This window comes from Gordonia sp. PP30 (assembly GCF_023100845.1).
Lineage (GTDB): Bacteria > Actinomycetota > Actinomycetes > Mycobacteriales > Mycobacteriaceae > Gordonia.
Genome location: NZ_CP095864.1, coordinates 349160 through 362439, shown reverse-complemented (window position 1 = coordinate 362439; position 13280 = coordinate 349160). Strand labels below are relative to the sequence as shown.

Sequence of the window (13280 nt, the reverse complement as noted above, 5' to 3'; positions counted from 1 at the left end):
TGTTACAACGTGAACGAATTTACCCGACAACCCCGCCGGACATGAAATCGGCAGGTAGAAGGCCTTTCTGGGCCGCCCCTCAGCTCGGGTCTCCGGCCGTTGCACTGTTCACACCGGCGCTCTCGACCATCCGCGTGTGGTCGGCGACATTGATCGCCGAATACGCGAGCGACCACTTGCCGATCGCCTTGTCGAAGTCCTTACCCAGACCGTCGAGGTAGCGGGCGATGTCGCCACGCGCCGACGTGCGGGCGTGCGCCTGCGCCAGCACCGCCCCGCACAGCTCGCCGTACATGGTCAGCCGCTCGATCGGCATCTCCTCGATCACCACCGAGCCCTTGCCGTCGCGGAGCTGCCGAACGTAGAAGTCGGAGATCCCGGCCCCGGCCCTCCCCGAACCGTCCGCCCCGTCCTGGAAGACGGGTGCGGAGAGCCATCCGAGCAGGATGTCACTGGACGCCTGCATCAGCTGCTGCCCGAAGACGACGCGGTGCCCCTGATTCCGGAACTGCACGCCCGGCGTGTACGGGGCGAGCACCGACTCCTGCGCTTCCTTCATCTGCAGGAACAGCGGATCCTGGTTCTCCCGGCCGGCGAAGAGCGCGATCCAGCAGCGGGTACCGACACTGCCGACGCCGACCACCTTGCGCGCCGCCTCGACGAAGGCGTACTGGTCCAGGAGCCGCTCCAGGTATCCCGGCAGGGTCTTCCGGTAGGCGTCGAACCGATTCACGAACATCGCGCTCAGATTCTCCGCATCGGTATCGACGAAGATCTCACTCGCCGGGACCAGCAGCGGCGGATCGCTCTTGATGTGCACACCGGTGTCGTCCTGCACGCACAGCTTCGACAGCGCCTGCTCGCTGTTGCGATGCCGGGACTTCTTCAGCAGGCGCCGCATCCGGTCGCTGCTCGCGGTGTCCAGCTGGTCGCCCAGATCACGGATCACCTCGTCGGCGTCGACGTGGTCGTACCAGCACGCCATGGCGCTCTTGTTCGACGACGCGGCCATCGTGCGGCGGTACGCGCGGGCGGCACGACGCGCCGCACGCTTCGCCTGCTTGTCGGTGGCGCCGTTCGACTGCGCGGCGACCACCATCGACGCCGCCAGTCGCTTCACGTCCCATTCGAAGGGGCCGCGATGCGTCTCGTCGAAGTCGTTGAGGTCGAAGACCATGCGCCGGGCCGGCGACAGGAACAGCCCGAAGTTGCTCAGATGCGCGTCGCCGCACAGCTGCGTGTAGATGCCGGTGTCCGGTGTCGCGGCGAGATCGGCGGCCATCACCGCCGCCGCGCCCCGGTAGAAGGTGAACGGGGTGGCACCCATCCGCTCGTGCCGGACCGGGACCAGTGCCCTGATCCGGGTCGCGTCCTGCGCGGCCAGGATGTCGACCGGGTCGCGTCTGCTCGCGAGATCGGGCCCGGCCGCCAGTTCCTCGGCACCGATCGGCGCAGCGTTGCTTGTCATGTCGACTCCCTCGCGAGATTCCCTATTGATACGAGATGAAGTACGGAACGGGGCGCACCGCCATGGTTCTCCCCGGGCCGAACATCGGCTTGTCCTCGGTGTAGAAATTCTTCCAGCCCATCCACACGTTCGGCGGCATACCGGAGATCATCCGGTTCCACGTCCCCATCTTGACCGCGGGCACACCGTGCCCGTCCGCGTGCAGCACGACGGCGAGTTCGGGGTGCGAGGTGTCGATCCTGGACCGGTCGCCCAGCATGTCCACGTCGAACTGATGCAGGACGAACGCCTTCTGCGGAAGGTTCCTGGTCCGCACCAGATCGGCGAGCCACGCCGACGTGCGATTGACCTCGGCGGGGTCGACGGAGCCGATCTGTGTCAGGTGCACCTGGCCGGGTTTGAGCCGCCATTCCGGATCGAGTGCCAGACCCACGTGCGGTCGTTCCAGCAACCGCTGATACATCTTCGCCTGGGTCAGGAAGTCCATCCGGCCCGGCTGAAGGTCGAGGGTCACGTAGATACCGGCCTTCTCCGCCGCGTCGATCCACGGCTCCACCACCGCCGGGTCGACGACGTTGGTATACGCCCCACGGTATCCGGGCTCGGCCGAGGCCACGGTCACGATGATCTCGAAGCCCGGAACCACCGGCGCCGGCGAGAGCGAGTCGTACTGCGCGGCAACAGCTTTCGCGCGGTCGATCGACGCGGGCAACGACTGCCTGCCGAGCGGACCCAATTCCCGGGAACCCGGGGAACCGTAGAGTGCGACGACTCGCCGCGAGGGGAACATCAACTGGCCGCCGCCCGGCAGCTGGGGCACCGTCCGGGCCTGCCGTACCCGCGCTCGGAAGGTCTCCTCGTCGCCGAACGCCGCACCGAAGGCGAGGATCGCCGGATCCCCGGCACGACTCACCGCGGCCACGGACTCCCCGGTGGCCCGCGGGTCGGCGACCGGTACGCGCACCACCTGGGCATCGGCGAGCCCAGCGTCGGCGGCCGCCTCGGCGGCGTCGTCACCGGAGTCGTCGAGCAGTACCACCGGATGCCCCGCGAACGGCACGACGCCGCGCCCGATCCGGCTGGTGTCGGACGTCTGCGTCACCCCGAGACCCGCGACCTCACCGCCGACGTTCACCACGCTCGATACGCCGAGTCGCCGCAGTTCCGCGGTCACGGCGCCGGTCCCGGCGGCCGGCACCGTGTACACCGGCACGCGGCGGTTCCGGCTCAGCTCGACGGCCCGCGCGCGTTCCTCCGGCGCGGCGCCGGCAGGCACCACCACCGCGGACGACGACGAGGCGAGCAGCATGCGGGTCACCAGCACCGCGTCGGGCACACCGTTCTCGGCGATCACCGCGACGGTGCCGGCCGCCTGGCCGGGACGCGGACCGGCACCGCGATCGGCGACGATCACCGCCGAGGCGGTGACCAGAATCCCGATCGCGACCAGTCCGACCACCGCCAGCGCGGCGCGGACCCCGCCACCGGTCCCGGAGTCAGTCCGTCGCGTCATCTGCGGTCGCGCCGTAGGACTCAGCGAACGACACGCGGGGCGTGGTCAGGGCGGCGAACGCGGCCATCGACAGGAAACAGAGCACCGCGAGACCGAAGAAGAACGCGACGACCAGCGCCACGATGAAGCAGACGTCGGCCAGCGCGCCGGCGACGCCGCGCAGCAGCAGCGCCGCCGTCACCGCGAACACCGCCCCCACCATCGACCAGACCGCACTGCGCAGGCGGGGGCCGACCGCGGAGGCGTAGAAGAGACGCTGATACAGCCCGACCTCGAACTCGTCGACGCAGGCCAGTCGCACGGCGTCGTCTCCGGCGAGGTCACGCAGTCCGCGGGCGAGTTCGACGTCGCGCATCAGGGACGACGATTCGCGCTGCCGATACCGGATGTAGGCGACCGCGACGAACGCCATGGCGAGCAGTCCGAGCCCGGCCAGAATTCCCCAGTTGTTCACGAGTCCTCACGCTACCGCGCGCCCGCGCTCGGCGGGCGCGCGAGTCGGTCAGACGCTCGACGTGACCGTGTGCGCGATGTTGCCGCGGGTGGCCTTGGAGTAGGGGCAGAAGGCGTGCGCCTTCTCGGTGAGTTCCTGCGCCTGCGCCGCGTCGAGCCCGGGGATCGTGGTGTGGATGTCGGCGACCAGACCGAAGCCGCCGTCGGCGTCGTCGGACCCGATGCCCACGGTGATCTTGACGGCGGTCCCCGCAGGCAGATCCACACCCGCCGCCTTCGCGACGTGGTGCAGCGCGCCGTTGAAGCAGGCCGCGTAGCCGGCCGAGAACAGTTCCTCGGGGTTGGAGCCGTCGCCGCTGCCGCCCATCTCCACCGGCGGTCGCAGTTCCAGATCGATGCGCCCCGACTCGGAGACCACCTCTCCGTCGCGTCCGCCACCGGTCGAGGTCGACCACACGCGGTACACCGGATTCACAGTCATCGCATTCCACCTTCGCTTGGGATTGAACGAGCAGTTCTCCACCCAACGTACGCGCTATGTCCGCTACCCGCGGCGGACCCGTCCCGGCTTGATGCGCGTGGACGACGGCAGCCACGCGCCGGCCGCGCGCCGGAAGGTCATCAGCACCGAGAGCAGCAGCGCGCCCACCGACACCCAGGCGAGCACCCGGATCACCGGCGACACTTCCGGGTACTTGAACAGCAGGTCGGAGATCAGCGGAACGAACAAGATGATCACCACGCTGAGCGCGGCATAGATGCTGCGGAGGTTCCGGCTGTGGTGCTTGGCGATGTTGACCAGCAGGGGGTAGCTGAGCGCCATCGCGATCAGCCAGCCGATCAGCAGGGCGAGCGGCCAGAAATGGGCCATCGACGACGCCTGCGCGTGCGCATCGATCTGTTTCACGCCCTCCATCTGCGGTTCCAGCCGGGCCTGGAGGCGTGCCCTGGTCGCGCCCAGCGTCGCGAAACCGAAGATCACGCAGACGAGCGCGGCGACCGCCGACAGATACCAGGCCCAGACGGCGTCCCGGACCAGCGCCGCCGGTGGCGGACCCGGATCGGCCGGCCGCCGCGGATAGCGCGCGGCCAGGTCGGCGTCCCGCGACGTGCGGGCGAGCTCGGCCAGATCCTCGGCGTCGAGTTCGGCCTGAGTCGGGATGCGCTCGTCGTCGTCATCACCGTGCGGCCCGGGGAAGGTCATGCGTCGATCCTGACACACTCCCCCACCGGCCTCACCGGGCGATCTTGAGCATCCGGCTGAACGTGCCCTGCCAGAGTGCACCGTCGGGGGCGATCATCCCGGTCAGCTGCAGCGGCTCATCGAGCGGTGCGACACCGACCTGCCGGGTCACCACCCGGCGCCCGGTGTGGAAGTCGACGGCGACATAGTTCACCGGGCCGAGTTGCTGCGGGCCGGGTGTCAGCGGCCCGTAACCCAGCGCGTGGATCAGACCGTCCGCGGTGGACAGCCGCGGGAGGGTGGCCATCCGGTCCCGGCTCTCCCAGACCCGGGTGCAGCGGCCCGGGGCGACGTCGATCCGCGTCATCGCACCGACGAACGGCGCGTCGGGCGGCACGGCCGGTCCGCGCACCGCCATCGGCGGGTACTGGAATCCGTAGGTGCTCGGGATCACCAGGCTGTCGCCCCACGCCATCGGCGAGTTCTCGGTGCCCTGGTCCGGCTGGGCGAAGGCCCGCAGCGAGCAGACCGGGGAGCCGTCGTCCGAGCGATAGACGTGCAACCGCGGCACGACGGCGTTGTCGACGATGGCGACCCATTCGTCTCCGCCCGGGCCGAAGTACGTCGGCGTGGTCCCGCTGCCCCAGGTGAGCTGGCCGGGTTTGCGCGCCGGCCCGCGGTCGTACGCCTTGCGCCACACCGCCTTCGGGACACCGTCGGAGCCGGCCCACATCTCGTACAACGCGTGCGTCGTGAGCACCGAGACACCGCGGGACCGCACCGACAGACCGTTGCCCAGTTCTTCGCCGCGCGGCAGGTGCATCGAGGCGACCTTCCGGCCGGTGACCGTCCCGACGATGCCCGCGGTGGTGACCCACCAGATGCGCCCGCTCTCGTCGGGCGCCAGACCGGTCACGGAGTCGGCGCCGAGGTGCCGCGAGAGGTCGATCCGGTCGGCGACGAACAACTGCCATCCCCGGGCGGTACGCCGATGCGCCACCTTCAGGATCGCGCCGGTGCCGTCGGCCACCACCACCCGGTTCTTGTCGTCGAGGTAGCCGTAGACGCCGCCGAGCAGGCCGCCCTTGGCGAGCGGCAGGGTCGCCAGCACCCGGGCGGTGGCCGGGTCGAAGAGCGTCACGACCGGCGTCGCGAACTGCGGCGGGCGCCCGGCGATCACGTTGGTGCACAACGACACCGGGAGCGAGTCGGACCCGATGAAAGTGGCCGCGCACGGCCCGCCCGGCACGCTCCACGCCGCCAGATGCCCGGTACGTCCCGGTCCTCGGTAGGCGGTGCTGTCGGTGGAGGCGAGGTCGCCGTGCATCAGCGAGGTCCACTTCGGGCCCAGGCCGGGGAGACCGCTCGGCGCGGCGGATGCGGCCGGAGCCTGCCCGAGAATCAGCGCCAGAGCGGCGACCGCCGCGAGCAGCGCGGCGAGGAGTCGATACGGTTTCGTACCCATGCCGAAGAGTCCACCACACGCTCCTCGGTCAGGCACGTGTTCGACTCAGGACGACCGGTGGTCTCGACTCCGCTCGACCAACATGAAAACCACTCGAGCCGAGCCTGTGACGATCGAGCCGGGCCTATGACGATCGAGCCGGGCCTATGACGATCGAGCGGAGTCGAGATCACCCACCCGACCGAGCAGAAGGTCTCGACTCCGCTCGACCAGCATGAAGACCGCTCGACCAACATGGCGACCGCCGACGGCCTGGCCCTGAGCATGCGTGGCGGAGCGAAGCGACGACACGCGGTCGAAGGGTCAGACGAGCAGTTCGGCGATCTGGATGGTGTTCAGCGCGGCGCCCTTGCGGAGGTTGTCGCCCGAGACGAACAGGGCCAGCCCGCGTCCGTCCGGGGCACCCGGATCCTGGCGGATCCGGCCGACCAGGGAGACGTCGCCACCGGCCGCGTCGAGCGGCGTGGGAACGTCGACCACCTTGACCCCGGCGGCCTCGGCGAGGATCGCCCGCGCCTCGTCGGGGGTGATCGCCTCGTCGAACTCGGCGTTGATCGAGAGCGAGTGACCGGTGAACACCGGGACGCGCACGCAGGTGCCGCTGACCAGCAGCTCGGGGATACCGAGGATCTTGCGCGACTCGTTGCGGAGCTTCTGGTCCTCGTCGGTCTCCCCGGAGCCGTCGTCGACGATCGACCCGGCCAGCGGGAGCACGTTGAACGCGATCGGCTTCACGTAGACACCGGGCTCGCCGAGGCCGACCGAACCGCCGTCGTAGACGAGCTGTCCGAGGTCACCGGCGACGCCCGCCTCGACCTGTCCCTTCAGTTCCCGCACTCCGGCCAGACCGCTGCCGGAGACCGCCTGGTAACTCGACACGATCAGCCGGCGCAGCCCCTTGGCGTCGTGCAGCGGCTTGAGGACCGGCATCGCGGCCATCGTGGTGCAGTTCGGGTTCGCGATGATGCCCTTCGGCGGGTTCTTCGCGAGTTCGCCGTTGACCTCGGCGACGATCAGCGGGACGTCGTCGTCCTTGCGCCACGCCGAGGAGTTGTCGATCACGGTGACGCCGGCCGCGGCGAAGCGCGGGGCCTGCACCTTCGACATGGTGCCGCCGGCCGAGAACAGCGCGATGTCCAGGCCGCTGGGATCGGCGGTGGTCGCGTCCTCGACGACGATCTCCTCGCCGCGGAAGGGCAGCGTCTTGCCCGCCGACCGCGGGGAGGCGAAGAACCGGACCTGGTCGGCGGGGAAGTTCCGCTGCTCCAGCAGGGCGCGCATGACGCCGCCGACCTGACCGGTGGCGCCGACGACTCCGATGTTGACCATGACTAGCGCCCCGTTCCGCCGTACACGACGGCTTCCTCGTCGCCACCGAGATCGAACGCCTTGTGCAGCGCGCGCACGGCGTCGTCGAGCTGGGCCTCCTGGCACAGCACGGAAATCCGGATCTCGGAGGTGGAGATCAGTTCGATGTTGATGCCGGCCTCGCTGAGCGCCTCGCAGAAGGTGGCGGTGACGCCCGGGTGGCTCTTCATGCCCGCACCGACCAGCGACACCTTGCCGACGTTCTCGTCGAGCGCGATCTCGGAGAAACCGATCTCGCTCTGCAGCGCCGACAGCTTCTCGATGGCGACCGGTCCGAGTTCCTTCGGCAGCGTGAAGGTGATGTCGGTCTTGCCGGTCTCGACGGTGGAGATGTTCTGCAGCACCATGTCGATGTTGATCTCGGCGTCGGCGACGGCCCGGAACACCTTGCCGGCGTAGCCGGGCTCGTCCGGAATGCCGAAGACGGTCACCTGAGCCTCGCTGCGGTCGTGAGCCACACCGGTGAGGATCGCTTCTTCCACGGGGATGTCCTCCATCGAACCGGACACCAGGGTGCCGGGCTTGGTCGAGTACGACGAGCGCACGTGAACGGGAACGTTGTAGCGGCGCGCGTATTCCACGCACCGGAGCATGAGGACCTTGGCGCCGCACGCGGCCATCTCGAGCATCTCCTCGAAGGAGACCTTCTCGAGGTGCCGGGCGTCGGGCACGATCCGCGGGTCGGCGGTGTAGATGCCGTCGACGTCGGTGTAGATCTCGCAGACATCGGCCTCCAGCGCGGCGGCGAGCGCCACCGCGGTGGTGTCCGACCCGCCGCGGCCGAGGGTCGTGACGTCCTTGGTGTCCTGGGCGACGCCCTGGAAGCCCGCGACGAGCACGATCCTGCCGTCGTCGAGCGCACTGCGGACCCGGCCGGGGGTCACGTCGATGATCTTGGCCTTGCCGTGACTCGACGTGGTGATGACTCCGGCCTGCGAGCCGGTGAAGCTCTGCGCGCTCTCGCCGAGCGCCTCGATCGCCATGGCCAGCAGCGCGTTGGAGATGCGCTCGCCGGACGTCAGCAGCATGTCCATCTCGCGTTGCGGCGGATTCGGGTTCACCTGCTCGGCCAGATCGAGCAGTTCGTCGGTGGTGTCACCCATCGCCGAAGCGACGACGACCACGTCGTTGCCCTGTCGTTTGGTCTCGACGATGCGCTCGGCCACGCGCCGGATCCGTTCGGCGTCCGACACCGACGAGCCACCGTACTTCTGGACCACCAGTGCCACGTCGGGGGCCTTCCTGTACTCGGTCTTCTCGCGTGCTGCTTTCCGGGAATACTGTACCGGTCGCCGGGTGCGCCGCCGGTCACGGGCGGTGCCCGCCTACGCTGATCGGTGACGAGAGGAGAGCGGTGGACCTCGGGCCCCGGGTCGACGGCGCACCGGCCAGCGGCCCCGTCGCGCGCAACGTGGTGCTGCGTCCGGATGTGCTCGACCAACTCGACTGCGTCACCACGCAGTTGGTGACTCTGGTGTGCGCTCCGGCCGGCTACGGAAAGTCCCTCGCGGTCGCCTCCTGGCTGCGCGACCGTGGACACGATGCCGCGTGGACCACGTTGCGGCCCGCCACGATCGATGCCGTCGGCCTGTGGAAGACGGTGATCGACGCCCTCATCGCTTCGGCTCCCGCCGATGCCGCTGCGCTGAAAACGATCCGGGATGTCGTCGCACTGGTGCCCGACGAGACACCCGCGGCCCTTGCGTCGTGGATCGCCGGGCGGGGCGCACCGACGATTCTGGTGATCGATGACCTGCACCCAGATCGCCCAGCCGGAGACCTATGCGCAGATCCTCGAACTCGTCGGCGCCGCCGGAACGGGCCTGCACCTGGTGGCGATCACCCGGCACGAACCGCCGTGGCCACTGCACCGCATGCGTCTCGACGGCATCCTCGACCAGATCGGCCTCGACCAGCTCCAATTCTCCGAAGAATCCGCAGCGGAACTGTTCCACTCGCTCGGCCTGCCGATGAGTCGCGACGACGTCGCCCTGCTCACCAGCCGCACCGAGGGCTGGGCCGCCGGGCTCCGGCTCGCAGCGATCGGTCTGCGCGAGGCACCGGACCGCCACGAGTTCGCCGTCACCCTGTCCGGGCGCAGCGGGCACATCGCCGACTATCTGATCCGCGAGATCAGCTCGCGGATTCCACCTCTTTGGCACGAATTCCTGAACCGCATCTGCGTCGTCGACGAGGTGTCACCCAACCTGGCCGTAGCCCTGGGTGGCGGCCCGGACAGCGGCGCACTCCTCGAACGGATGGCCGGCGCCAACGCGTTCGTCTACCAAGTCGGCACGACAGGCCGATACCGCCTACACCCGCTGCTGCTGGACTTCCTGCGTTCTCGCCGCACCCCTGCACAACTCGCCGAGATGCACTCGGTGGCCGCCCGTTGGTACGTCGACAACGATCAGCCGCTCACCGCATTGACCCACCTGACCGCGGGCGGCGAATGGGCCACCGCGGGCGACCTTATGGTGCGCCATGTGGCCTCGTGGACGGTCTGCCGCTCGCCCATCGACTTCGCGGCCCTCCTGGAGCCGATTCCACGGGAGGCCCTACTGATCGAGCCGGGGCTGGCGGCCGGTGTGGCGGCCGCCCGCACGATGAGCGGAGTGGCCGACGGAGTCGACGAACTGGTCGAGGCGGCGAAGGCCGGCATCCCACGTACCGTCGGGGCTTACCGGCGCCGCCTCAAGCTCCTGCTGGACCTGGTCGAGCTGGGGCGCCGGCGGTGGGCCGGTGACCTGCAATCGGTACTCGACGCATCGCTGGAGATCCCGTATAGCCCCGCCGAACTCGCCGAACTCGGATTCACCGATTGGGCGTCGATGCGCAATCTGCTGATCGCCAATGAGGGCCTGTGCCGACTCTGGCTCGGCGAACACGATGCCGCCGATGCGACGCTGCGTTCCGCTGTATCGGACGATCTCGGACGGCCGATCGTGCTGCCCATTCTCAACGCCCGCGCCCATCTCGCGCTGCTGCAGTGGTCGCGGGGCGAATTGACCTCTGCCAAGGAACTCGCTGAGGACGTCACCGACCAGGGTGGAGCCGCCGGCCTCACTCACTCGGCGCAACTGGCCGCCGCCTACACCGCCTTGGCCGGTGTCGCCTTTGATCGAGACTTCCACGACGAGGCCGACCGCTGGCTGGACCTGGCCTCGTCAGCGGTTGCCGAACCACACCTGAGCTTCGCGGTCGCGGTTCTGCGGGCCCGGCTGGAGTGGGTCCGGGGCGACCTCGCCGGTGTCCGTTCCACCCTCGAGGGTGCCCTCGCCGCGATCCGACGCATCTCCACGCCGCCGCCGCAGATCGCCGGCGCCGAAGCGTACTACACCGCGCTGGTGGCCACCGGTGTGCACACCCCGCGCAGCCACCGGCCCGTTCGCGAGCGCAGCCGCGAACAGATCCCCGCCGCACCACTCGGCTCACTCCGGCACCGGGTCGACCAACTCCTCACCGCCGTTGATCAGACGCCGGCACCGGACGCCGCCCTGCCTGTGCTGGAGGAGGCACTGGTCCTCGCCGCCGACGATGAGTTGCGGCGCCCGTTCTTGGACCGGGCGACCCGCCTGCGCACTTTGCTCACGCAACGAATCGCCGTCGGCACCCAGGCCGCAGAATTCGCGCACGACTTGCTCGCGCGCACCGCCGGCCACGCAGCGGCCACGACCGACCCCGCGCGCGGGCTGTTCGTCCCGTTGAGCGAGCGCGAACTGAACGTCCTGCAGTATCTGGTGGGCACGATGACCACGGCCGAGATCGCCGGTGCGCTGTACGTGTCGGTAAACACCGTCAAGACTCACCAGCGCTCGATCTACCAGAAACTCGGTGCCAGCGGGCGCCGGGAGGCCGTGGCACAGGCTCGCCGACTCGGGTTCTTCTGAACCGTCGCCAGCGGACCTGCGCCGACGGCTTCACGGCTTCACGGGGTGACAATCGAAAAGTCGGGGTCACCCGGGTCCAGCACGCTGCCGAGTCGGGCCAGTGCGCCGGGGTCTCCGCTCAGTTCCACGCCCGCGGCCGCCAGTCCGTCGGGGGTCACACCACCGGCGACCACCATCTGCAGAGCCGACGCGGTCGCGGTGAGCGTGGCGTCGGCCGGCGTCCGCTGAGGTGCGCTCGTGTACGTGAGCACACCGTGCCGTAGGCGCAATCGGTAGCGTTCACCGGTATCGGTGAGGACCACGTCGATGGTGAGGTTCTCCTCCCACGCCGCCGGGCCGTTCACCTGGATCGCGATCGCGTCGAAGAGCATGGCGGGGGTCAGGTGCGCGATGATGTCGGGCGGGCTCACCTGAGTGGGCGTGCCGAACTTCCCGTTTCGCAGTTCGGTGGCGCCCGACAGGTAGAAATTGCGCCAGGTGCCGTTCTCGGCACCGTAACCGAGTTGTTCGTAGGTGTCGGCCAACAGCTCGCGGGCCGCCGCATGATCGGGCTCGGCGAAAACGACATGGTTCACCACCTGCGCCACCCAGCGGAAGTCCCCTTCCTCGAACGACGTGCGGGCCTTGTCCACCACCGCGTCGGCACCGCCCATGAATTCGACGTAGCGCGTGGACTGCTCGACCGGGGTGTGCTCCCACAGGCTGGCTGGGTTGCCATCGAACCAGCCGAGGTATCGCTGGTAGACGGCTTTCACGTTGTGGCTCAGCGACCCGTAATAGCCACGGGAACTCCACGTCTTCTCCAGAGCCGGGGGCAACTGCAGTGTCTCTGCGATTTCCGGGCCGGTGTAGCCCTTGTTGAGCAGCCGAAGCACCTGGTCGTGCACGTAGGCGTACAGGTCTCGCTGACTCTCCATGAAGGTCACCACTCGCTCGTTGCCCCAGGTGGGCCAGTGATGCGAGGCGAAGACCACCTCGACGTCGGCGCCGAACATCTCGATGGTCTCGGTGAGATATCCGGCCCACCCGTGCGGGTCGCGGACGACGGCGCCGCGCAGCGTAAGGATGTTGTGAAAGGTGTGCGTCGCGTCCTCGGCCGAGCACAACGCCTTGAACTGCGGAAGATAGATGAGCATCTCCGAGGGAGCTTCGGTGTCCGGCGCCATCTGGAAGACCATCTCGACGCCGTCGACGGTCATCGTCTGGCCGGTGACCGAGATGATGTCGGTGGGTGGCAGCAGGGTGAGCGAGCCCGTCGACACCGTCTGACCGAGACCGGCTCCGACCTGCCCCTGCGGACCCCGCGCCAGCGCGGCGCCGTACATGTAGCCGGCACGGCGGCCCATCGCGGTGCCCGCGTACACGTTCTCGACCACCGAGTGCTCCAGGAATCCCTCTGGCGCGATGATCTTGACCTCACCGGCCGCTACTTGCTCGGGAGTGGCGAAGGCGCGGATACCGCCGAAGTGATCGACGTGCGAGTGGGTGATGACGATCGCCTTCACCGGCCGATCCCCGCGATGCGCGCGGTAGAGCTCCAGCGCGGCGCGACCGGTCTCCTCCGACAGCAGAGTGTCGATGACGACGATCCCCTCGTCGCCCTCGACGATCGAGGTGTTCGACAGATCCAGCCCACGAACCTGATAGATCCCTGGAACCACCTCGAACAGGCCCTCGACGGCACACAGTTTGGACTGCCGCCACAGGCTGGGATTCACCGAGTCCGGGGCCTCGCCCTCGAGAAAGGCATACGTGTCGTTATCCCAGATGACCGTTCCTTCGTCGTCGAGCACGGCATTCGGCTGACGGCGCGCGACGAGGCCTCGCATCGCATCGTCGAAATCTTGCGTGTCGGCGAAGGGCAGCCGGTTCAGCAGTGCCCGATTCTGCTCGGCGATCGCCGGGGTCACCGGCTTGGAAGTGTGCGACATGGGGTTCCT

At 68.9% G+C, this 13280-nt stretch carries 10 protein-coding genes; 1 reads left to right on the top strand and 9 read right to left on the bottom strand.

Annotation, left to right across the window (positions count from 1 at the left end):
* Window positions 1–79: 79 nt before the first annotated feature.
* The 8 genes from MYK68_RS01640 to MYK68_RS01605 all read right to left on the bottom strand — a co-directional run bounded on the left by MYK68_RS01640 (window position 80) and on the right by MYK68_RS01605 (window position 8679).
* A complete protein-coding gene (locus MYK68_RS01640; protein WP_247865927.1) occupies window positions 80–1468 on the bottom strand; it encodes a DUF2252 domain-containing protein in 1389 nt (462 codons plus the stop codon).
* Window positions 1469–1490: 22 nt separating this feature from the next.
* Window positions 1491–2981, bottom strand: a complete 1491-nt coding sequence (locus MYK68_RS01635; protein WP_247865926.1) for a hypothetical protein — start codon at window positions 2979–2981, stop codon at window positions 1491–1493.
* Window positions 2965–3435 (bottom strand): hypothetical protein, encoded by a 471-nt coding sequence (locus MYK68_RS01630; RefSeq protein WP_247865925.1) that lies wholly within the window; start codon window positions 3433–3435, stop codon window positions 2965–2967. Before MYK68_RS01630 ends, MYK68_RS01635 begins: the two co-directional genes overlap by 17 nt.
* A 48-nt stretch (window positions 3436–3483) precedes the next feature.
* Window positions 3484–3915, bottom strand: a complete 432-nt coding sequence (locus MYK68_RS01625; RefSeq protein ID WP_247865924.1) for an organic hydroperoxide resistance protein — start codon at window positions 3913–3915, stop codon at window positions 3484–3486.
* Between the two features lie 63 nt (window positions 3916–3978).
* The gene (locus MYK68_RS01620) at window positions 3979–4638 is read right to left on the bottom strand and encodes a hypothetical protein (RefSeq protein ID WP_247865922.1); all 660 of its coding nucleotides are present in this window, start codon (window positions 4636–4638) and stop codon (window positions 3979–3981) included.
* A gap of 31 nt (window positions 4639–4669) precedes the next feature.
* Complete coding sequence (locus MYK68_RS01615) at window positions 4670–6082, bottom strand: hypothetical protein (RefSeq protein WP_247865921.1); 1413 nt, start codon at window positions 6080–6082, stop codon at window positions 4670–4672.
* A 303-nt stretch (window positions 6083–6385) separates the two neighbouring features.
* On the bottom strand, window positions 6386–7411 hold the full coding sequence (locus MYK68_RS01610) for an aspartate-semialdehyde dehydrogenase (RefSeq protein ID WP_247865919.1): 1026 nt from the start codon (window positions 7409–7411) through the stop codon (window positions 6386–6388).
* Between the two features lie 2 nt (window positions 7412–7413).
* Entirely contained in the window at window positions 7414–8679 is a 1266-nt protein-coding gene (locus MYK68_RS01605) for an aspartate kinase (RefSeq protein ID WP_247865918.1), read from the bottom strand.
* A gap of 519 nt (window positions 8680–9198) precedes the next feature.
* Here MYK68_RS01605 and MYK68_RS01600 point away from each other — a divergent pair.
* Entirely contained in the window at window positions 9199–11340 is a 2142-nt protein-coding gene (locus MYK68_RS01600) for a winged helix-turn-helix domain-containing protein (protein WP_247865917.1), read from the top strand.
* A gap of 38 nt (window positions 11341–11378) precedes the next feature.
* Here MYK68_RS01600 and MYK68_RS01595 read toward each other — a convergent pair whose 3' ends face one another.
* A complete protein-coding gene (locus tag MYK68_RS01595; protein ID WP_247865916.1) occupies window positions 11379–13271 on the bottom strand; it encodes an alkyl/aryl-sulfatase in 1893 nt (630 codons plus the stop codon).
* Window positions 13272–13280 lie beyond the last annotated feature (9 nt).